At 45.9% G+C, this 21,650-nt stretch carries 18 protein-coding genes, 10 tRNA genes and 1 rRNA gene; all 29 read right to left on the bottom strand.

What is annotated here, in order from left to right; genetic code table 11:
* Positions 1–48: 48 nt before the first annotated feature.
* Entirely contained in the window at positions 49–2,442 is a 2,394-nt protein-coding gene (ppsA, locus tag OCV31_RS03535) for a phosphoenolpyruvate synthase (protein ID WP_148472675.1), read from the bottom strand.
* A 49-nt stretch (positions 2,443–2,491) separates the two neighbouring features.
* A complete protein-coding gene (locus tag OCV31_RS03530; protein ID WP_148472673.1) occupies positions 2,492–3,025 on the bottom strand; it encodes a class IV adenylate cyclase in 534 nt (177 codons plus the stop codon).
* A gap of 1 nt (position 3,026) precedes the next feature.
* The gene (locus OCV31_RS03525) at positions 3,027–3,728 is read right to left on the bottom strand and encodes a metallophosphoesterase (protein ID WP_148472671.1); all 702 of its coding nucleotides are present in this window, start codon (positions 3,726–3,728) and stop codon (positions 3,027–3,029) included.
* Positions 3,725–5,491: an ATP-binding protein gene (locus OCV31_RS03520; protein ID WP_267303786.1), complete on the bottom strand. Its 1,767-nt coding sequence runs from the start codon at positions 5,489–5,491 to the stop codon at positions 3,725–3,727. The genes OCV31_RS03525 and OCV31_RS03520 overlap by 4 nt, the downstream gene beginning before the upstream one ends.
* Entirely contained in the window at positions 5,481–6,533 is a 1,053-nt protein-coding gene (locus tag OCV31_RS03515) for a metallophosphoesterase family protein (protein ID WP_148472666.1), read from the bottom strand. Before OCV31_RS03515 ends, OCV31_RS03520 begins: the two co-directional genes overlap by 11 nt.
* A complete protein-coding gene (locus OCV31_RS03510) occupies positions 6,533–7,081 on the bottom strand; it encodes an isochorismatase family protein (RefSeq protein ID WP_148472664.1) in 549 nt (182 codons plus the stop codon). Before OCV31_RS03510 ends, OCV31_RS03515 begins: the two co-directional genes overlap by 1 nt.
* A gap of 1 nt (position 7,082) precedes the next feature.
* Positions 7,083–7,988, bottom strand: a complete 906-nt coding sequence (locus tag OCV31_RS03505) for a PfkB family carbohydrate kinase (RefSeq protein ID WP_148472662.1) — start codon at positions 7,986–7,988, stop codon at positions 7,083–7,085.
* Entirely contained in the window at positions 7,985–9,664 is a 1,680-nt protein-coding gene (locus OCV31_RS03500) for a phospho-sugar mutase (RefSeq protein ID WP_148472660.1), read from the bottom strand. The genes OCV31_RS03505 and OCV31_RS03500 overlap by 4 nt, the downstream gene beginning before the upstream one ends.
* On the bottom strand, positions 9,665–10,138 hold the full coding sequence (gene ybaK / locus OCV31_RS03495) for a Cys-tRNA(Pro) deacylase (protein ID WP_108831487.1): 474 nt from the start codon (positions 10,136–10,138) through the stop codon (positions 9,665–9,667).
* A gap of 193 nt (positions 10,139–10,331) precedes the next feature.
* Positions 10,332–11,357, bottom strand: coding sequence for a DUF2871 family protein (locus OCV31_RS03490; protein WP_148472658.1), 1,026 nt, complete (start codon positions 11,355–11,357; stop codon positions 10,332–10,334).
* Positions 11,344–11,901: a TetR/AcrR family transcriptional regulator gene (locus OCV31_RS03485; protein WP_148472965.1), complete on the bottom strand. Its 558-nt coding sequence runs from the start codon at positions 11,899–11,901 to the stop codon at positions 11,344–11,346. Before OCV31_RS03485 ends, OCV31_RS03490 begins: the two co-directional genes overlap by 14 nt.
* 127 nt (positions 11,902–12,028) lie before the next feature.
* Entirely contained in the window at positions 12,029–12,919 is an 891-nt protein-coding gene (locus OCV31_RS03480; protein ID WP_148472656.1) for a hypothetical protein, read from the bottom strand.
* 365 nt (positions 12,920–13,284) lie between these two features.
* Positions 13,285–13,947 (bottom strand): recombinase family protein, encoded by a 663-nt coding sequence (locus OCV31_RS03475; RefSeq protein ID WP_148472653.1) that lies wholly within the window; start codon positions 13,945–13,947, stop codon positions 13,285–13,287.
* A 1,674-nt stretch (positions 13,948–15,621) separates the two neighbouring features.
* The gene (locus tag OCV31_RS03470) at positions 15,622–17,451 is read right to left on the bottom strand and encodes a DEAD/DEAH box helicase (RefSeq protein WP_148472651.1); all 1,830 of its coding nucleotides are present in this window, start codon (positions 17,449–17,451) and stop codon (positions 15,622–15,624) included.
* Positions 17,452–17,562: 111 nt separating this feature from the next.
* The gene (locus OCV31_RS03465) at positions 17,563–17,958 is read right to left on the bottom strand and encodes a hypothetical protein (RefSeq protein WP_148472649.1); all 396 of its coding nucleotides are present in this window, start codon (positions 17,956–17,958) and stop codon (positions 17,563–17,565) included.
* 23 nt (positions 17,959–17,981) lie between these two features.
* A complete protein-coding gene (locus OCV31_RS03460) occupies positions 17,982–18,329 on the bottom strand; it encodes a hypothetical protein (protein ID WP_148472647.1) in 348 nt (115 codons plus the stop codon).
* A gap of 596 nt (positions 18,330–18,925) precedes the next feature.
* Positions 18,926–19,297, bottom strand: a complete 372-nt coding sequence (locus OCV31_RS03455) for a hypothetical protein (protein WP_148472645.1) — start codon at positions 19,295–19,297, stop codon at positions 18,926–18,928.
* 142 nt (positions 19,298–19,439) lie between these two features.
* Positions 19,440–20,396 carry a tyrosine-type recombinase/integrase gene (locus tag OCV31_RS03450; RefSeq protein ID WP_148472643.1) on the bottom strand — a complete coding sequence of 319 codons (957 nt, stop codon included), beginning with the start codon at positions 20,394–20,396 and terminating at the stop codon, positions 19,440–19,442.
* Positions 20,397–20,518: 122 nt separating this feature from the next.
* Positions 20,519–20,595, bottom strand: a tRNA-Arg gene (locus OCV31_RS03445).
* A gap of 3 nt (positions 20,596–20,598) precedes the next feature.
* Positions 20,599–20,673 (bottom strand) — tRNA-Gly (locus tag OCV31_RS03440).
* A 3-nt stretch (positions 20,674–20,676) separates the two neighbouring features.
* A tRNA-Tyr gene (locus tag OCV31_RS03435) sits at positions 20,677–20,762 on the bottom strand.
* Positions 20,763–20,790: 28 nt separating this feature from the next.
* Positions 20,791–20,867 (bottom strand) — tRNA-Asp (locus OCV31_RS03430).
* 4 nt (positions 20,868–20,871) lie between these two features.
* Positions 20,872–20,947, bottom strand: a tRNA-Val gene (locus OCV31_RS03425).
* Between the two features lie 5 nt (positions 20,948–20,952).
* A tRNA-Glu gene (locus OCV31_RS03420) sits at positions 20,953–21,027 on the bottom strand.
* 3 nt (positions 21,028–21,030) lie between these two features.
* Positions 21,031–21,107, bottom strand: a tRNA-Met gene (locus OCV31_RS03415).
* Between the two features lie 51 nt (positions 21,108–21,158).
* Positions 21,159–21,235 (bottom strand) — tRNA-Met (locus OCV31_RS03410).
* 32 nt (positions 21,236–21,267) lie between these two features.
* Positions 21,268–21,355: transfer RNA gene (locus OCV31_RS03405), tRNA-Leu, on the bottom strand.
* 3 nt (positions 21,356–21,358) lie between these two features.
* Positions 21,359–21,433 (bottom strand) — tRNA-Asn (locus OCV31_RS03400).
* A gap of 83 nt (positions 21,434–21,516) precedes the next feature.
* Positions 21,517–21,633, bottom strand: a 5S ribosomal RNA gene (gene rrf / locus OCV31_RS03395).
* Positions 21,634–21,650: the final 17 nt, after the last annotated feature.

The following is a 21,650-nucleotide window of genomic DNA, read 5'->3' as shown; positions in this document are numbered from 1 at the left end:
TTGCACCAAAAAATCCGCCTTCAAAAGACGGATTTTTCAGAAATGTTGTTATTTTTGTTCTCTTAATTTGCGCAGAATCATTTTTTGTTCTACGCCGGCGACTAAACGACGGGTATAGTCGACGGTGTCCGGGTTAACGGACATGGAGGTAATGCCGCATTCTACGAGGAATTCTGCAAATTCAGGGTATTGGCTCGGGCCTTGGCCGCAGATGGAGCAGGTAATGCCTTCTTTGTTGGCCGCATCGACCAAGATCTTAATGGCGCGCTTCACGGCTTCGTTGCGTTCGTCGAAGTAGCCCATGCGGTTCAAGATGCCGCTGTCGCGGTCGGCGCCCATGGTGAGTTGGGTCAAGTCGTTGGAGCCGATGGAGAAGCCGTCGACCAATTTCGCAAATTCTTCGGCTTGGAAGACCACGGAGGGCACTTCCGCCATAATCCAGATCTTAAAGTTCTTGGATTGTTTCAGGCCTTCTTCCGCCATAATTTCTTTGACGGTAACCAATTCTTCCGGCGTACGGACGAAGGGCAACATGGCGACCACATTGTCCAGACCGAAGTCTTCGCGCACTTTGCGCATGGCCTTACATTCCAGACGGAAGCCTTTTTCGTATTCCGGCGAAATGTAGCGGCTGACGCCACGCCATCCGATCATGGGGTTTTCTTCGTGGGGTTCCACTTCGTCGCCGCCCTTGAGGCCGCGGAATTCGTTGGTACGGAAGTCGCTCATGCGAACGACAACTTGTCTCGGGTAGATGGCTCCGGCAACTTCGGCGATGCCTTCGGCCAATTGGTCGATGAGAATGTCGCCTTGGTCGGTTTTTGCCAGGTACATGGGGTGTGCGCCGATTTTATTGGTGAAAATAAATTCCGTGCGCATGAGGCCAATGCCGTCGAAGGGCAGGTTCTTGTATTTTTCGATGAGAGCCGGTTCGCCGAGGTTCATGTAGATCTTCGTCGCCGTGGTGGGCGCGACGATTTTGCGAAGTTCTTCGGCGGAAATGCCCAGGCCTGCGCCTGTGCTTTCGGCGCCTTCATCGCTCTTCTTTTCCTTGTCTTTCAATACATCGCCTTCGTAAACGACGCCGCGTGTGGCATCGACGGTGATGAATTGGCCTTCTTCCAAAACAGACGTGGCGTTGTTGCTGCCGACGACGCAGGGAATACCCAATTCCCGGCTAACGATAGCGGCGTGACAGGTTCTGCCCCCTTCGTCGGTGACGACGGCGGCGGCGGTACGCATGGCAGGTACCATGTCCGGATTGGTCATGGCCGTGACGAGGATGTCCCCTTCTTTGACCAAGTTAATTTCACTGACGTCTTTGATCTTCTTCACTTTGCCGCGTCCGATGCCCGGCGATGCAGCCAAGCCGCGAACCAGGGGATTTAATTTTTCAGGTGCTTGATTCATGCCTTCCTCTTTCGAATTGTCCGATGCGCTCGGGGCATCGCCCAGTGTGGTAATGGGTCGAGATTGTAAAATGTAGAGGCCCTTGGTGTCTCTGTCCATGCCCCATTCGATGTCTTGCACGCTGCCGTAGAGGCTTTCGATTTTCAGCCCTGCGTCGATTAAGGTGTTCAGCTCTTCTTTCGTCAGACATTCTTCCTTCACGGCGCCGGCGCCTAAAATATCTTCCACATCGGCTTCGTGGGTGCCGATGCCCGAATCGTTTTGTACGACGATTTTCTTCTTGTCGGCGATGACTTTTTCCAGGATCGACTTGTCGCTCTTCTTGATGACGTATTCGTCGGGGGTGACGGTGCCGCTGACGACGGCTTCGCCTAAGCCGTAGCTGGCGTTAATCATCATTTCGTCGCGACTGTTGTTAATGGGGTTGGCCGTAAACATAACGCCGGATTTTTCGGAATTGACCATTTTTTGTACGACGACGGCCAAGGATACGGCGAAGTGGTCGTATTTTTGTTTTTCTCTGTAGTAAATGGCCCGGGGCGTCCACAGAGATGCCCAGCATTTCCGTACGTGTTGTACTAATTCTTCTTCCCCTGCAATGTGCAGATAAGTATCTTGTTGGCCGGCGAAGGATGCGTCGGGCAAGTCTTCCGCCGTAGCCGAGGAACGAACGGCCACTTGGGGATCTCTCAAGTCGATGGAACGACTGAATTCTTTATAAGCTAAAATGATTTCTTCTTCCAGAGCCGGATCGATTTCGCCCTGTTCGATGTTTCTGCGAATGTCGTTGGATGCTGCTGTAAGCATGTCCACGTCGTCCACATCTAAATCTTGCATTAAAAAACGAACTTTTTCATCGAGGCCGGCGTATTCGATAAAGGCGTCGTAGCCTTTCGATGTGACGCAGAATCCCGGGGGTACGTCCAGACCGAAATTGGTCATTTCACCGAGATTGGCTCCCTTGCCGCCGACGATGTCCACGTTGTCTTTGCGGATTTCATGAAAAAAACGAATGTACTTAAAACCTGTCATAGAATTCCTCCTCGGCATTTATTATAGCATACTCGCCATATATGTTGTACTATTTATTCCGAGATTTTTTTAACTCGGCGATGGATTTCGTGCTCACCTGACTACGGTCGATGTTTAAGGCCTCAATCACCGCCTCGATGGCATCTCTGTCCGGGCCTTCGATTTCCATATAGGGTTCGGGGAAACTTTCGGGATCCCACAGGTCCAGATCCAGTCGGCAATTTTTATAGGCATAGCTGATGCGATGCTTCTTTGCCACCTCCACCTCGTCGTAGCCCAAAAGGGCAAAGACGGCGAGCATCTCTTCCGCACTGTCGATATGCACCGTGTGCTCGTCGTAGACCCGAACGCCCGCTTCCGTCTTTTTTTCTTTAAAGGTGCACTGAATCTCCTCTTCGTCGTCTTTTTTAATCCGACGAATGCGCAGGTAGCCCCGCTCGGCGGGGATGGGCCCTGACGTCGAGTCGATGAGGTAATTGGTCTGATGTTCCTCGCCGATTTTTACGGCGCCTTCCCTAATCAGTTTTTCTTCCATGGCCTTTAAATCCACGTGAAGTATTTTTACTTCGATTTCCCGCTCCATCCTACACCTCGATCTTTCGCGGTTCGAAGTCGATGTAGTCCGACGAGACGCAGTAGTAGCGGACGCCGTTGATTTCTCCTTCAACGATAAATTTGTGGCCGAAGCTATGCAGATGGCCGTAGATGCAGATGTCGATGCCCGCGGCGCTCAAAAGATCGGCGAAGTCGTTGGGTTCGCCCTTTGCGTTAAAAGGCGGGTAGTGCAAAAGGGCGATTCGCTTGGAGATGACCGAATCTTTCGCCTTCTTCTCCATATCGTCGATGCTGAGCTGCAGGCGATTCAATTCCCGCTTATAGATTTTCTCGTCCTGCTCGTCGAATCCCGTGGCGTCGATGTCGGTCCAGCCGCGGCTGCCGCAAAAGGCCACGTTTCCGTCTACGGCACCTGTGTTGTGTAAAAACTCCACGGTCTTTAAATCCAAGCCCTTTAATTTGTTCATGGAAGACCACCAGTAATCGTGATTGCCCTTAATTAGGAATTTTTTTCCGGGCAGAGCGTCGATGCGCCGCAGGTCCTCTTCCCCCTCTTCCAGTTTCAGGGCCCATGAAATGTCGCCGACGACCAAGACCCGATCGTCTTCGGCGACGGAATTTTCCCAGGAGGAGAAAATTTTCTCCTCGTGATTTTCCCATTTCTTTCCGAATACATCCATGGGCTTTTCTTTTTTATGATCCAAATGCAGATCGCCAATCGCCCAGATCAATCGGTACTCCTTTCTCTTTTCGGCGTGGTAAATTCGATCACCTGCCGGTTCAGTTTTTGTAATACATCTTTCAGTCGCCCTTTTCTCTCTTCGTCCAAGTAGACGAAGCCATCGTCGAAGACCATGGGGATGGAAGGATCCATCTTTTCCACGGCGGCCAGGCGCAGGGAAAGAACCAAGAGATCCGCCGTGGATCTGCTCAGTTGTGTTTCTTTCAGCCAGCGGCCGTCTGATTTTTGAAGGACGAATCCGTCGCCTGAGAGGGCGATTTTTTTGTAGCGCCCGTCGGAAAGATCTTCCATGTAGCGGGACCCGTCCTCTAAAACGGCTCGATTGAAATCGTCTCTTCCCGCGTCGTCCAGCTCCCTGAGGATGCTTTCGCAGGCTTCAACAAGCGCCAGCTTTTTACTCAGCGCTTCGCCGCGGGCGCGCTCGTCTTCGTAGGCCTTTGTCGTCTGTTGCATTTTTCGCTCCAGAGCATCTTTTTCTTCTCGGCGTGCATCGGCTTGGCCCACTTGCCGCTGCAGGGCTTCTATTTTTTCGTCGATGCCCGTTTCAAGAGGCGCCTTCTCCAGCTCCCGCGCGCGCCGTTTCATGGCCTCGGCGAGATTTTCCATGGTAATGTCCTCTTCCACCAAGGCGTCAAACCAGTTGAAGCGGGCATTCTTCTTTTCGAGGAGTTGATCCCGTTCGTAAAAGGCCCGGTGGTAGCGCTGAATATTTTTTAAAGTCAGCCGCCGCAAGATAAAGAAGATCAGGGCGACGACAAATGCCACTCCCCCTGCAAGAGCAGACAGGGAAGCCAAATCCGCGCGGTCCCTCGTCATGAAAAACACGGCCAAGGCCGCTGCCAAAAAGGCCGCGATGCCGGCGAGCTTGTAGTAAACGCCTCTTGAGAGACCCTTGCCCCGCTTTCTTTCATAGCGCTCGATCTTCGCCTCGTTTTCAACCAAAGCCCGGTCCCAAGCCTCCACTTCTTCCGTAGCGACGGCCAGCCGGGGCAAGAGCACGGCTTTGTCCCGAGCCTGTTTTTGCCGCCCTTTTAAGACGCGAAGTTCTTCGAGAAGGGCCTCGCGCTCCGTCTCATCCTCGTTCAAATGCCTGGACTTCGCCCGGTAATCGGCCAAGGTCGCCTCCATCCCCTTGAGCCGCTCCCGATTGTCTCCAATGGGGGATTTTTTCGCCCGTTCCGTGCCCAATGCTTTTTTCTCCTTCGCCAAATAGTCGAAGGCCCCTTCTACATCCAGGGCAGTGCTGTTTGAGCGCAGAAAATTCTTCATTTCCTGAATGCGCTTAAAAATTGCCTCCGATCCCGTGGACTGCAAATCGTCCATGGCGAAGAAGCGCAGAAAATCCCCTTGGGAGAGCTGCCAAAACAGGGCGCCCGGTTGGGCGATGCCGGAGAAGGTGTAGAGGGCTTCATCATCCGGCAAGAGCCGATTGGCCGCCACGTCGTAGATTTTCAGCGATTCCTTTTCCTTGATGAAGTTTCGCTCGATGACGTAGCGCTTGCCCTCTACCTCCAGTTCCATGGCGGCGGAAAAATCCCGTCCTTCCAAGGGAAAGTAATCCTCGTAGGCCGTGGTGTAGAGCTTTCGGGCCGGGCTGTCTTTGGAAAAGCCGTATAAAATCGCCTGAATGCAGGCCGCCGTCGTGGTCTTTCCCGATTCGTTGGGGCCGGGAAGGCATTGATAGCCCTCTTTAAAAGAAACCGTCGTGTCGTGAAAGCAGCCGAAGTCCCGCATATAGAGTTTATGAATCATAGTCATCCCCCAAAAGGGCGCGCAAACCTAAATCACACAAGGCGAGTCGCGTCTCTTCGTCGCCGTCATAGGCCTTCGCCCGCGCCAGAAAGGCGCCGAGCAGATCGCCTTCGTGTTCTCTTTCCATGCGCTCAATAATTCTCGGCAGATCTTTTTCCCAATGAAGCTCATACAAAATACCCTTCTCGTCGAAAAGCCTCCGAAGCTCCCTCTCCAATATGCCGCTGTACGCGCCGGCGAGGTAAAAGCTGTAAATGAAATCTCCGGATCGCACCAGTGCCTTGGCATCGGCCACGATGGCCTCGTCATCCGATGCGTCCCTTCGCAGGTAATTCTTCTGCTTCAGGCTGCGCGCCGCCACGGGCACGTAGCGCGTGGTAAGTACCTCGTCGAGCTCCCCTAATACCACGCCCAAATTGCCTCGGTCCGTGTGGTCCAAAGGCTCCGGCGTACCGCACATCTGCAGCTTGTTCTCGTACATGGTCGGCTTGTGCACATGGCCCAAGGCCACGTAGTCGAAGGCGTGGAGGAGATTCGCGTCCACGGGAAAATACCCGTCGCCGCCGCTCCAGTTGCCGTGATGGAGGAGGACGCGGTGAAGGCCTTCGTCGCCGGACTCCCCGTCAAACTGCAGGATTTTATTGTAGCTCGCCCGGGTCCAGCTCGTGCCGTAAAAGACCACGCCCCGCGAGGAATCTTCGTAACGATCCATGGTTTCGTTGGAAAACAATCGCACATTTTCCGGCAAACGGGCCGCCACATCGTCGTAAAGCTTGTAATCGTGATTGCCCAACAGAAGCAAGGTGGTGAAAGGCGCGTGATCCAAGCAGGCCAAGACGTAATCCACCTCGGCGGCAGTCACCTTGTCCTGTTCGAAAATGTCGCCGACGAGAAAAAGATAGTCCACCTGCTCCTGAATCCCCAGCTTTAAAATGCGCTCAAAGGTGCGAAAGCGATCCTTCCGGCCGGTGGCGCGGTCTTCTTCTCTTTCGTAGGGAAAACTTCGTCCTAAATGCAGATCCGCAGTGTGCAGAAAGCGCATTACTTGATTAATTTTTGTACCGCTTTAAATTCGTCGGTACCGGAGACGCTGTTCAGATCGAAGAGAATGGTTTCCGTGGAGCGAACGGAGGCGCCCATTTGCCGCATTTCTTCGAGGGCATAAAGGGCGTTTTCCTTCACTCTGGATCCCACGGCGTCGTGGGCGACGTAAACGTCGATGCCCTTGGCGATTAAATCGCGCACGGTCATGAGCACGCAAATATGGGTTTCGATACCGCAAACCACCACTTGTTCCGGTTTCTTTTCCTCAATGTAGGCGGCGATTTCCTCGTCCAACATGCAAGAGAAGGCTTTTTTGTCGAAATCTTCGCCACCGGAGACTTTTCCGCGAATAGCTTCGTTGAATTCGCCGAGTCCCCGTTTGTATTGGGTGGTAAAGACGGCGGGAATGTTCATGATTTCGGCCCCTTCGGCCAAGACGTCAGCATACTTCTTCACCTTATCAATATCGTGAATGGCGGAAGCCAGGGAATCCTGAATATCTATAAATAAAAATAATACCTTATTTCGATCCAAGCAAAAATTCATTTTAAACCTCCATTTGTTGTACATCTATTTTATTCATGCGTCCTTTTAAATCGGCGAAATCCGCGTCGCCTTCGGTGGATGCCGCCCCGTGGGCCAATTTCAACACCGTGGGAGCGTCGTATTTACGCACGATGCCTGCGGCCAGTGCCGCGGCGGCGTAGTGGGCATCGAAGGCTCCGCCCTTTTCTTCGTTTTTCGCGAAATAATAGCTTCCACGGGCGCAGAGTATGGAGCCGCGCTCGCTTCCCGTTACGAGAATCAGGGGGATCTCGCCGCCGTAAAGCACGTCCAGGGCCGAGACGATCTCGCCTAAAAAGTGAATGGGCTTGTTCAACTTCGCCGCCAAAACGTCCCGATCGACGACGATGCCGAAGGGCTTCGCTTCCTTCACTTCCTCCACATCGTCCTCTTCATTGGCGATGATAATCACAGGCTTCGATAGTCTGCGGGCATAGCGAACCAGGGGCAACTTCATTTCGTCGGCTCCGTCATCATCCGAAGATTCGGCGAGAACCACCGCATCCGCTGCCGCCGCTTCGTTTAAAAAGCGGTCGTAGAAATCCACCATGTCTTCTCGCGTGAGTCGCGGCGCTTTGGTTTCGATGGTGGTCTTTCGATTTTTTTCCTCTAAAATCAGGCGTTCCACGGTTTCGTCGCGAATCGTCTTCGCCACTACGGGGATGCCTTCGGCTTCCATGAGCTTTTTATAGCGCTCCCCGGCGTCGCCGCCGAGAAATGCCATAAGCCGCGCATCTTCGTTGATGCTTCTCGCGAGCCGCGCCATGTGGGCGCCGTATCCGGCCGGTGTGGTCTGCTTTTCTGTCGCGCGGGCGCGCGCACCTTTCGGAAAACTTTCGCCTTTCAAGCGCTGCTCTAAGAGAGGATTGGTGTCGACTAAGAGAATCATTTCAGATCAAATCGACGGAGTACGGCAGACTCGATCCATTCGATTTTTTCCTTCGCTTTTTCTTCGTCTTTGTCGTTGGTGTAAATATACAGTTTGATCTTCGGTTCCGTGCCGGAAGGCCGCACAAAGAAGCAGCTGCCGTCGTCCAGATGGTATTCCAGCACATTGCTCGTGCCGATGCCTTCCACGCCCTCGGCATAGTCCACGACTTTTTCGACCTTCAGGCTTTCCACGGAGGAAATGGGGTTTTCCCGCAAATCCGCCATGATTCCCTGAATCAAAGCCTGACCTTCCTGCCCTTCTTTCACGACGGAAAGAAGTTTTTCGCCTTGGTAGCCGTAGGCCTTAAAGATTTCCCCAAGGACCTCCGGCAGGCGCTTGTCTATGCTCAGGTAATAGGCCGCCATTTCCGCCACCATCATGGAAGTGACCACGGCGTCTTTGTCGCGGACGTGATCGCCGTAGACGTAGCCGATGCTTTCTTCGTAGCCGAATAAAAATTCATAGGCACCGGTATCGTCCCACTCGTTGGCCAGGGCGCAGATGTTTTTAAAGCCCGTCAACGCGTCGAACATGGCGACGCCGAAGTGATCGCAGATTCTGCGACCGATGTCTCCGGTGACGATGCTTTTGACCACGGCGCCGTTTGCCGGCAAATCGCCTTTCACTTCGCGTCGGGACAAAATATATTCCAAGAGAAGGGCTCCGGTCTGATTGCCCGTAAAGGGAATAAATTCACCGGATGCGTCCTTTGCCACCAAGGCCACGCGGTCGCAATCCGGATCCGTGGCGATTAAAATATCCGCATCCACTTCTTTTCCCAGGGCCAACGCCTTTTCGAAGGCCTTGAAATCTTCCGGATTTGGGTAGCCCACGGATTTAAAGCTGCTGTCCGGCTCCGTTTGCTCCTCGACCAAATGAATGATGTCGAAACCCCGCGCCTTGAATACCCGACGAACAGGCAAATTTCCCGTGCCGTTTAGGGGCGTGTAGACGATGGAAATGTCTTTTTTGATGTCCTCTTCCACGGCCTTTGCCAAGGTGAGGGCGTAGTATTTTTCTTCCAAGGCTTCGTCGATGATGTGGATAAAGCCTTCGTCTTTGTATTCGTCGAAGGATTTTTCCGGCCACACGCTGTAATCGAATTTGGCGATCTCCCGCGAGATTTCATCGGCGATGTCGTCGCGAATTTGAGAGCCTTCCTTCCAATAGACCTTGTAGCCGTTGTATTCCTTCGGGTTATGGCTGGCCGTTACCACAATGCCGGCCTGCGTCCTAAGCTCCCTTACGGCAAAGGACAGCATGGGCGTTGGCCGAATCCCCGAGAAAATATGCACTTGAATGCCGCAGGAGGCCAGCATCGATGCGGCAACTTCCATAAAGCGCTCACTTCTTTCCCGCACGTCCCAAGCGATGGCGACGCCGCGGTCCATGGCCTTTTGTCCGCGCTTTTCGATGACACCGGCCAATCCCCGAGTGGCGCGGGCGATGACCTGCTCGTTCATGCGGTTGGTGCCCGGGCCGATCTTCCCTCGAAGGCCGGCCGTTCCGAAGGCAAGTTCTTGGTAAAAACTGTCCTTCATTTCCTCGTCGGTCATGTTCAGAAGCTTTTTACGGTCTTCGTCACAGAGGGTCTCGAGTTTTCTCCATTGATTAAATCCATCGTGAATCATCATTCAACCTTCTTTCGTAATATCTGCAAATTCGGCACGCGTCAGCTCGCCTAATTCCTCGGGATTCACGCGCATTTGCAGACCTTTTTTTCCGGCGCTTACGTAAATCGCGTCGTATAGAATGGCGGTTTCGTGAATATAAGTGGGAAATAATTTCTTCATCCCGACCGGCGAGCAACCACCGCGCACATAGCCTGTAAGGGGCAAGAGATCTTTTACGTGCAGCATCTCGATTTTTTTCTCTCCGCACACTTTGGCCGCCTTTTTTAAATCCAATTCCTCGGCCACGGGAATGACGAAGACGAAATGTTCCTTGTCTTTTCCCTCGGTGATTAATGTCTTAAATACAGCCTCAACGGGCAAATGATTTAACTCGGCGATTTTTACGCCGTCTACCTCGGCATCTGCGTCGTATTCAAAGGTTTCGTAAGGGATACCTTCGGCATCTAAATGCCTGAGCGCATTCGTCTTTTTCATAAAAAACACCTCATGAAATTTATACCCGATTTTCACGAATCTACAGTCGCTGCGTTCAATCCGTTCGTATCGATTCCGAGTTTTATTATAGCATGGAAAAAAGCGGAGACGGCGAAGGATTCGTTTTCAGCTGATTTGCCCAAAGTGAAAATCCCCACAAAAAAATCGACACAATTTCTTGTGCCGATTCGTCTTATGCTTCTACGAATTTCAATCCCGATGCAACCGCCCAAATGAGAGCTACGGTGAGCAAAATGTGCCCCACACCCGATACGGCTACCATGCCGATTCGCGCGAAGGCGCCGACGGTGTAGCTGTCGATGAGGCCGTGAAGGAACATGGAGCTGAATGAAAAGAACATGCCGAAGTTGTAAATGGTGAGCAGTTTTTTCAGGCGGGCATTTTCAAAGGCCCGGTCCCGAAGAAGCAGATAGGCTATGGTTAAGAGGACGAATCCCAAGACGATTAAGTGGACGTGCAGGAAGGCCATTTTCGTGACCACGGGATAGATCTTGCCGATTTCCCGATAAAAAGCGCCGGCGAAAATTCCGAAGAATAAATAGGCCAGGGCAAATTGCAGCAGATCGTCTCTATTAAACTCGCCTTTTAAATTACAGTAGAGTTTCCAAACAATGAGGACGTACATGACCGTCTTCGGCATCATTAACATGCCGATGGTGGGCATGGTTTCTTTAAATAAAACCACGGGAACGTAGAAGAGGAAGCTGAAGAATACGTAGAGGTAAAGCTTGCCTAAGTTCGTGTTTTCTCGTCTGTTAAAAAGAAGCACGATATCCACCAGGCCCATGATCACGAAGGGAATGTTTGAGATCAAGTCCATGGTTTGGGACCGGTTGAAGGATAAAATCACCGTAACGACGCGAATGAGAAAGAGCGCCGGCATGGCCAGGTCCAGGGTGCGATTGGACGCCTTCATTTCCCGACGAATGTAGTAATAAAACAAGAGATAAAATAATGACATGGTCATGGCCGAGACCCGCGTGCCGATAAAAAGTCCGGTCGCGTTCACTTCAAACCCGTTAACTTCCACATTGGCGACGATTCTTGGAATCAAGTGGAAGGCGTCGCCTAAGCCCAGCAGCATGGCCATGGCCCCGACGAGGCCGGTGTTTTCCTTTCTTAAAAGCAAGAGGCGGATGCCGATAAATATGACGAAAATTAAATACATGCTGTCGAAAAACAGCTCAAATTCTTTCATCCCCGATACCTCCCAACAAATACTCGATGTACTGCGTCGACGTTTCTTTAAATTCTTCCTTCGAATAATCTTCCGTCATGCTGTCTTTGATCAATTCGTGAAAAACCGCCATCATGTAAAAAATCAAATTGGCTTCACTCTTGCCGTAGTGCGTTTTTATATAAGCCTTTCCGTGAGAAAGGGACGCCTTTTCGAATGCCAAAAACTGTGGCCGATACAAATTTCTTAAATTGTGATCATAAAGAGTTTCCAGCAAAAAATCCTGATAGGCCCAGAGGGTGGCTTCCGGATCGTGATGATTCTTCTCCAACAAATCGAAGAACACGTGGTGCACCTGCCCCGTGGCCTCTCTCAACACGGTGAAATAGCAATCGTCCAAATCGTCGAAATACTGGTAAAATGATCCGCGGGCAATGCCCAGCGCCTTTACAATATTCGTTACATTTATGGACTTCATCGGCGTCTCTTCAAAAAATGTCTGCAGCTCTTTCTGCAGTCGCTCTTTTTTCGACGCCTCTAAATTTTCAAATGTCGCTCTCGCCATCATAACCTCCTTAATGACACCTTGTCACTTCTTATAGAATATGCTTTTCCTCTGATTTTGTCAACGATTCGATGGTTTTTACCAAAAAAATGCTCCGATAAGCATCGAAGCATTCCATCATAAGGCATTAATCGTCTAAATCCAAATCGTCTACATCCCCCGCATCGTAGCGATCCCAATAATTGTCGTAATCGTCGTAAACCTCTTCCACGTCGCCGCCTCCGTCATAGGCTTCGTCGTACAGAAGATCCTGTTCATCGAAGGATGATTCGTGGGTTTCCTTGTGCGTAAAGATGCTTCGATCGGGCTGTGATTCGCGACGGCGTTCCTCTTCTTCGATTATCCAATGGACGAGCCACCATTCAAAATATTCCTCTTCGATGATGCGGGCCTCTTCCTCGTCTGCTTTCGCATTTAAAAAAGCTGACGTCGCCTCAGAAGGCGCATCCGATCCCTGCACTCCCCCGGCTCCTTTTACCAGCGTCTCCAAAAAGCCGAATTTCACACCGAAATCCGCGGACTCCTTAGACTCCTCGGAGGCAAAGAAATGAGAATCCACCTTTTCAAGAAAAAAATCGGCCATGCTGTCCAATACTTTTTTTAAAAGCTCCAAATTCCACAGGGAACCGTCTTCATTGTGTACGGCGCCCTTATCCATGAGCACTTCTAAATCCAGTATGGCTTGGAATTGACTTTTTTGAATCAAATAGGGATTGGTTATGATCAGGCGGGCCAAAAAACCGGCGACCTCTTCGCCGGTGTTGGCGGTCATGACGCAGTCGTATACGTCGTTGTAAACTTTGCGCGCCGCTTCGATGACTTCGTCGACACCTTCATCGGAGGCATTGAGTCCTAATGACTGAATGATCCGCTCCCTATCCGTGGGAGACGACGTCGGCCGTTGAATGGGACTATTGTTTTCATGTGCCGGAACCGAAGGACGTTTTAAATTGTAAGAAATAATCACGGCAAAAAACGCGATGGCGAGTAAAGCGATAAACAAAACGGATGCGTCCATCCCATCCTCCTTACGATCAAAAAATTACTTGTCGGGAGATCATTCTTAATCTCAATCCCTTTATAGCGGTCCCGCAACGGAACTCTTACACGTTGACGACATAGAAATCGGCAGCGCAATCGACGGCTTTCTAAAATCATTTACAGCAATTTTATTATTCTATGAAAGCAATAAAAAAGCAAGCTTACAAAAGTAAACTTGCTTTGGCGTACCGCAAAGGATTCGAACCCTAACGCACTTAAGATTCAATCTTTGAAGCCTCATCAACTCTCGTTTGATCGTATAGCCCGTCGCCATTGATTTGTATTTATTTATATCTGAATTCATTTTGAACCTTAACTTAAGATACCATAAGCCTATTCAAATTACAACACTTCTTCCCCGTATTCCTTCATGATCTTATAGAAGGTGTTACGCTTTAGTCCTACAAGTTCCATAAACCTTGTAGCGGTAATTTCCTTCTCTTTCCACTTTGGATAGTTCGCTTCTATAATATCTCTTTGTTGATCCGTTAGCGTGGAATAGTTCATCTTCGGTCTACCCAACTCTACCCCTTTCGCTTTGGCAAGGTCGATTCCTTCCCTTTGGCGTTGCCTTATCTTCAATCGTTCTTCTTCGGCAATAGCACCTAATACTTCGATTAGAATGTTATTCACCATCTCCATGACCCATTGAGAAGATTGTTCGCCCTCTAAGTCTACCAGCGTTGTTGGAATGTTAAGTATCTTCACCCTTATGCCTTGCTCTTTGAAGTGTTCCAGTTCCCTTTTGATTTCTTCCTTGTTACGCCCTAAGCGGTCAAGTTCCTTCACAATAAGCGTATCGCCGGAACGTAGCATGGTGTTCCGAAGTGCAGAATAGTTTTCTCGCTTGAAGTCTTTTCCGCTTGCTTTGTCAACAATCATATGGCGTTCGTCAATGGAAATTCCCTTTTGATTGCAATAATCATAAATCGCTTTTACTTGCCTATCTGCATTTTGTTCTTTCGTCGATACTCTCGCATAACCGTAAGTGTAACTATCTGCCATAATAGAACCCCCTTTTGATTTGGTGATTCTATTTTAGCCGAAGTGTTTTTATATGTCCAGTCTTTTTTATAAACATTTGTAAATTATTTTTGATATGTTTATAAACATTGTTTCCGTTTGTTTCGCCTTGTTTATTTTTGTGTACTTTTATAAACAGATATTTTTAAATGGTCATGAATAGATATCTTCCGTTTGTTCCTTCTATGTATGGTCGATAAACCTTTAGCAACAAAAAAAGATGGATCATATTTCCATTCTGTTTTGAACCTACAATCTATGGATCATTCTATTCGTTCTTATTTATTAGCAACAAGAAAATGATAGGCGGGGAAAGCTATACACTCTCTATTCATACGCTCTATGATTTGTCGTAGTATATTATCCCCTACTTTCATATCTGATTCATACTGTTAGCACCACAACGAATTAGAAGGGGGGTAGTTAACTAATCTTTGAAAAGTTTTGATGATTGCTAATATGCCCCCTAACCTCTTCCATAAAATTGGCGAAGAAAAAAGAATAGGGTTGTCTCCTCATCTCCACCAAGGTTGCCTATACACTAACTTTTTTATGCCTGTTTTACGAAACTTTGACAAATGAAAACGGCTCTGTAAAGTAATATTCTATTTCAGTTGCTATATCATGACTTAGAACTAACGTTTGATAGAGTAGGTTCGTTCTGAACTACCTTATTCAAACATGGTAAGCAGATTCACCTTAGCAACTTAGAACTTTGGTCTTCAAGGTGGTGTTGTTTTGACACTACCCTATTAAACCTATTAACCTCAACACTACTACCCTTCGCCGGTACTTCACTAAATATGCTTCCACCATACACGACCTAACTTCTATGTTTAGCACAAATGAATTTGAATGTTGTATGTTAAGCAGTCATAAAAGGTTTGTGGTTAAGAAAAAAATAAATGCCTTTAGAACATACGTTCTATTTATTCACTTCATATTCAATGCCTATCAATCATAGACTAATCTTTTAAGCATTCACTTTCTCTATGTTATATTTTTGTCAACTATATAATCTATTTCTTTTTCTGTATTACTTAACCTATACGCCTACTTCATGCCATTTGTTTGACTTGATCTTTTAAAGTTTAGCAATAGATTATTGTTAATAACCTATCAAGTAAATAGGTTCTCTATATATGGCTAAGAATAACCTCTCTTAATCTGCTATTCTTGTAAAAATAAATTTAAAGATAAATTCTAAAAAAATAACTTAACGAGATGAACCATTACAACTTAGGAAGCCCCAAGCAGGAAGAACCATCAGGATATAAGAACAAATCCATCATTCTTCTTGTCATATCAACTCTCTGATGAACCTACATACTTTGGGAATAGACTAAACTTAATAAAGACAATTTAATCATTCGAAAATTTTTTCTAATTTTCTCATGAGGGGAATATCGTTCCTCGTCAGGTATTCGCCCAATTCAGAAAATGAAAGCATTCTGTTAAGAATCTTGCTACTCTTTAAAAGAAGCGAATACACCGATCTTTGTACGATTTTATAAAATTAAAACGGCGAATAGGGGCTTTTCTGCCCTCTATCGCCTTAATTTAATTTAAAATTAAGTTAACGCATAAATGGTGTGCATTTCATGATATGCGTATATATAAGGCGAAAACCATGAAACATACACCATAGTTAAATGTTTAACATCGTTTGACGATTCTGTATGTCTTTTTATCTCTAGTATTTTTTTCTCTAGAAATTCTTGATTCTACCCTATAACCATGTTCTGCTAAGTGATCGTTAATCTTATTAGCAGTTTTTGAAATGGAACCGTCTTTATTTTTAAAATTCAAGTCTTTCGCCAACATATCAAATTCATCTTTTAGTAATTCCCTATTCCCATATTTGGCGAAGCAAGATTGAATTCTTTGTGCTAATAGTTTTCGCTCTTCTTCATTTTCTTGTTCCCTTAGTACTGCTTGAATTCGCTTTTCACTTTCGATTCGGTCTTCTTCCCTTTTAAATTCTTCTTCTACTTTATCTAAACCCCTTACCGGCGGAAGAAGAACAGTATTATCTGAATGTGTTAGCAGTGTATAAATGTGCCCGAAGTGATAGTTAAATATATTCTCACCATCTAAGCTATCAAATTTCAACAATTCTTCATAGGCTTTTTTTGTGTATCTACACTGCTCAATTCTAAACAGATTCGGCTCGGAATCTTCGCCGCTATTATTTTTTTTAGCTTCTTCGCCGTTTATTGCCCTTTGTGAATCTCTGATTTTATTTTTAATGTCTCCTAATTCCGGCACAATTAATGTAATCTCTAATTTCTCTTTATCTGTTCTGTTTTTTGTTCTTATTCGCCCGATCATTTGAACCACCGAATCGTAATTCACATAATCTATGATTACACGCTTTACCTGCCTATCACGAATGTTAATGCCATTATCTAATACTTTGGTCGTAACCAGTACATCTTTATTGAATTTTTCATTATCTACAATGCGTTCCCTTTCTTCATGGTCAATAAATCTACTGAACCCGTCTGTATCATAGAGGCTACATAGAAAGGCACCCCCTTTGTATTTCTTATCTAATAAGGATTTACCATCTGCCATTCCCTTAACAATCAAGGCATATCGTTTATTGTTGGCGAAGTATATCATCTTATTGTATGGATTGCTTAACTTTACTTGTTCGCTAATAAATTTATCCTTATCCTTTTCATGAATGTAGTTAAATATTAAGTGATTGTTTACGTGTTGAATAATATTATCATTTTCTTCCGGTATCGTCATGTATTCACTGTCGCAATTATCTATTAAGTCTTGAATACCCGGTGTCAATTGTTTTAGTAAATCAACTTCCTTCATTCTCTCAAAATGTTCAATCTTGTTTTTTTCTTCATACGCTCTAACGGCTTCAATAAACGCTTCGGGTGTAGCAGTCATGAATACTTTTACCCCGTTACAATGACTAAAAAGGTACTCAAATTCTTTTTCAGTGTTGTCATTAAATTCAGAATCACTTGTAAAATAGTGGGCTTCATCTAAAATCAGATAATCCACTTCTTTAATATCTTTCTCTACGAATTCTTCCGTTCTTCGGAAATACTCATCAACTAATTGTTGTGATAATCCCGTGCGCTTCTTGAAGTTATTTTTGAATTTTCGTCTTTTATCTTTATCAGTTTCGAATAAAATATTCCCAATTATTTGATAACAATATATCAATGTGTTGTCTATAATCTCTCGGTTATTGCTTTCATTTTTATTTTTTTGTGCTTGAGTACGTTTCACATATTTTTTGTTTTGGTCTTTTAGCAATGAACGGTTCGAAAGAATGGCTACCTTCTTTCCCGCACCCAATAAGTAGTCATACACGAAACTGGTTTTTCCGCTTTCTAATGGGGCTGTTACTAAAATATTTTTAAATCCCTTATCTTCAAGGAACATTACCTTTTTGAATAACCGCTCCCCATCAACAAAAAGGCGATTATCTGATTGTTTCGTGTTTCTTCTACTCATATTCCCCGCTCCGTTATAAAGGCTAAAATGCAATTCCGTTCTCTAATAGTGAAACAGGGAAGGAATTTCCTTCCCTGAATAATCACCATTATATCAAAATCTCAATCGCCTTTAAATCTCATCGTATCGTCTCGAAATTGGATTCGAACCTAATTCTTTTCGCCGGTTCATGTCCTTAATACTAGCATAAAAGTAATAAGCACTATCCACTAAGATTTGAATATTGAATCGCCAATCTTTTTTTGTGTTTCGCTTATGGTTGGGCTTCTTCCCCATACGATGAAGACAAGGCGTGAAGTGAAATTCCACCTCTCGTTTCGTATCATCTAAGTGAATAGTAGTTATGGCTATATCTGTTTTCTTGCTCTTGCTCTTTTGATAAATCACTACACGATTCCCGTTATTTTCTGTTTTTATGTCCAGCCCGATTCGGTTCATTTGATCGTATAGTTTTAAGTACTGATCCACAAATACATTCACATATTCAAAATCAATTCCACAATTCATTTTCTTTTGTTCCTTATCTATTTTTATTTCTCCTTTTGATTATCTACAAGCTTCTTTGCGTTAAGGTAATAGGTGGCTATGCTTCTATAAAGTGTTTCCACATCATCTTGTACTGTTCTATTTTTAAATTTCTTCGGTTTTGCTTCGGCGTATCGTTTTCTATACGCCACATAAGAATCAATATTGAAGCACATCGGATAGTATTTTTCACTTGCTAAGTGGATAAGAACGACCGCTTTATTTTCGTTCATTTCCTTATCGAAGTAATAAATAACGACTTTTCTTCCTCTATCTTCTACCTTGCTTCGAAGCCCTATACGGTTCATGTTTTCCTTTAATCCCTTATAGTCTTTTACGTTTTGAATCGCCAATAATTTCTCTCCTAACTTTATTGTTCTAGTTCTATATCTATTCTAAGGCTCTAGGATCTAATTTAAGGCGTTTTAAATTTTTATTGATAGTTACACTTGCCTAAAAATAGAAAAAGGCTATTGCTGTTTAGCACAATAGCCTTATGAATTTGTTATGGTTCATCGAAAAAAGAAGTTGAGTATCGAATGATGTTCATCGCCTAAGCAGGTTATTTTCTGCTTTATGTTTCGTCTATCCGGCTTGCCTTGTAGTGGAACAATATGTAGGCTTCGCCTTTATGAATCAGTTGGGTTGCTTATGGCTCGCACTATTTTCTAAGTAACTTTAGTAACATCACCTTCCTAATTTGATCTATTTTTGTGAACATCACTATCTCTTATTCTCTTTTCACTTATATTATACCCATTTGGGCAAGCGTTAACAACCTTTTTCAAATTTCTTAGCTTCTATAACCCGCATGGTTAAGCCGTTTATATTTGTAATAGAATCGTAATATAAGAACATTGATTCGTTTTTTGTGCTTGTTTTCCCGTTTTTCCCGGTCGCTATCATGATCTAAATTAAAAGCCCTAACATAAGCGTTAGGGCTTCTTCCTTAATAGTCCGTTAAAAAATCTTCTAAATCAATATCTTCATAATCAAAGAACGGTTCCACTTCTTCACAATCAATTGGCGGATCGTATTTAGCATCTTGATTCGTAAGAACAAAAGTAAATACTAAGTTTGCGAATTGGTGAACGGGTATATGCCAATCTTGTTTCCGCTCGCCGTCTGTATTGACTTGTGAATAGTAATAATCCCGAAGGTTATCAATGTTGAATTGTACTTGTGCCGGTGAACCCGACGACGTATCAATCTCTGCTAAAATACTTACATCTCCACCTTCGCTAACGGTAATGGTGTCCTCTTCGAAGGTTGTTTCACAGCCGCAAAATTCCATACACTCTTCAAATTCTCTATAATTCATTCCAATTCCTACCTTTCATGCTTCTTTTTTTGTTACTTCTTCTTATTTGAGGCTCTCACGTCCATTTTAAGGCGTTTTAATCTTTTATAGATGGAATTCTATTCCTATTTATCTATAACGCCTTATATTTGATTGTGTAGCCTTATATAGTGATATTATCCTTATTTCTAATCCTCAAGCGTTGATTATCTGTATTCTTCTTCCGTATAAGCCCTTTTATAGGCGAAGCGGTCTTGTGCGAACGTAACAGGTCATTTTCATCGATCTGAATATATTTTTTTGTCGTGTTTAGATTGCTATGCCCCATGACCTTTTGAAGATAGAGAAGATTCCCTTCATGGCGAAGGTATTCTGTTCCGAAGAAGTGGCGTAGTTGATAAGGTGTTACCTTTACGCCTGCTAACTTTGAATATCGCTTCATGTTATTTCTTAGGACGTGGGTTTCCATTTCTTCGCCGTCTTCCGTTAAGAATAGATGGTCTTTGTTCTCCCATTGACTTAAGACGATTTCCCGAAGATCGACAAGGCTGTTCTTCACTTCATTGGATATAGGCGTGATCCTATCTTTTTTCGTTTTTGTAATGTCTTTTGTGAGGAAGATATATCCCTTCTGCAAGTCTACATGACTCACCTTAAGGCGTACCACTTCCGCCGGTCTTATCCCTGTATCTGCCATTAGCAGAATCATTGTTCTATCTCGCTTGCCTACATAACTGTAAGTGGGTATAACCGCCAACAAGGCTTCCAGTTCTTCAATACAGGTAGGCTTCGGTTGATCATCTTCTTTTCGTCTTGTGATCTTAAGTTCCTTGATTGGATTTGCTTCCAGTATTTCTTCCTCAACAAGAAAATTAAAATAACAATTCAAGTGTGCTCGTTGGTTATTGAACGCCATATCAGAATACCAATTGATCTTATAGAAGAAGTCCGCTGTTTGCTCTAGAAGATTATCATAATCCATAGGCCTTTCAGTTTGGTGTTCAAAGTTCATGAATATTTTGCGATAGCCTTCCAGAGTAATTTCTTTAATGCCATTCACTTTTTTAGACAACAAAAAACGCATCTGTAACGTGTCTAGTTTAAATTGACTTTTCTTCATATCACCCTCTTTTCATACTCCAATAGTTAGAGGTTAAAAGAATTCGGATATAAAGTAAGTTATTTAAATCTAAAAACGCAACAAATGCGTATTTTGCTAAGCTTACAAAAGTAAACTTGCTTTGGCGTACCGCAAAGGATTCGAACCCTCGACCTTCTGGTCCGTAGCCAGACGCTCTATCCAGCTGAGCTAGCGGTACAAGTGGAGCGGAAGACGAGATTCGAACTCGCGACCCTCGCCTTGGCAAGGCGATGCTCTACCACTGAGCCACTTCCGCAAATGGTGGAGGAGAGTGGATTCGAACCACTGAAAGCTGAGCTAACGGATTTACAGTCCGTCCCCTTTGGCCAACTCGGGAACTCCTCCCTATGTGATTGTATGCTTTAAGTAAAAATGGCGACCTGGATCGGACTCGAACCGACGACCTCCAGCGTGACAGGCTGGCATTCTAACCAACTGAACTACCAGGCCAGGTTGGTGGGCGCAATAGGGCTCGAACCTATGACCCCCTGCTTGTAAGGCAGATGCTCTCCCAACTGAGCTATGCGCCCTTATATGGTGACCCCGCCGGGATTCGAACCCGGGTAACCGCCGTGAAAGGGCGGTGTCTTAACCGCTTGACCACGGGGCCATTTGGTAGCGGTGAACAGATTTGAACTGCTGACACTACGGGTATGAACCGTATGCTCTAGCCAACTGAGCTACACCGCCATAATATGGTCCTTCGCTTTGAAACCAATGCGAATCGCCTCAAAAAAATAATGGTAGCGGGAGCAGGATTTGAACCTACGACCTTCGGGTTATGAGCCCGACGAGCTACCAGACTGCTCCATCCCGCGATACATATTGCTGATGGACACACTATCCATGGTGGTGCCGAGGACCGGAATCGAACCGGTACGATCTCAACGACCGCAGGATTTTAAGTCCTGTGCGTCTGCCAGTTCCGCCACCCCGGCTTATGGCTCTCAGGGTGGGACTCGAACCCACAACCTACCGGTTAACAGCCGGTTGCTCCACCATTGAGCTACCTAAGAATACACAAGTGAATAAAGAAGAACTTACCGGCCATCCGGTCGATAAGCATTCTATTCAATCTAATTCAGAAGAAAAATCTTCTGCCCGGCAATTTCCTACTCTCCCAGGTCGTTACCAACCAAGTACCATCGGCGTTAAGAGGCTTAACTTCTGTGTTCGGCATGGGTACAGGTGTGTCCCTCTTGCTATCGTCACCGGACGAACCAAGTGCATATA

The sequence above is a fragment of the Aedoeadaptatus acetigenes genome, from assembly GCF_025566985.1.
Lineage (GTDB): Bacteria > Bacillota > Clostridia > Tissierellales > Peptoniphilaceae > Aedoeadaptatus > Aedoeadaptatus acetigenes.
The sequence above is the reverse complement of the archived record's forward strand: the minus strand, read 5'-3'. Positions and strand labels throughout refer to the sequence as shown.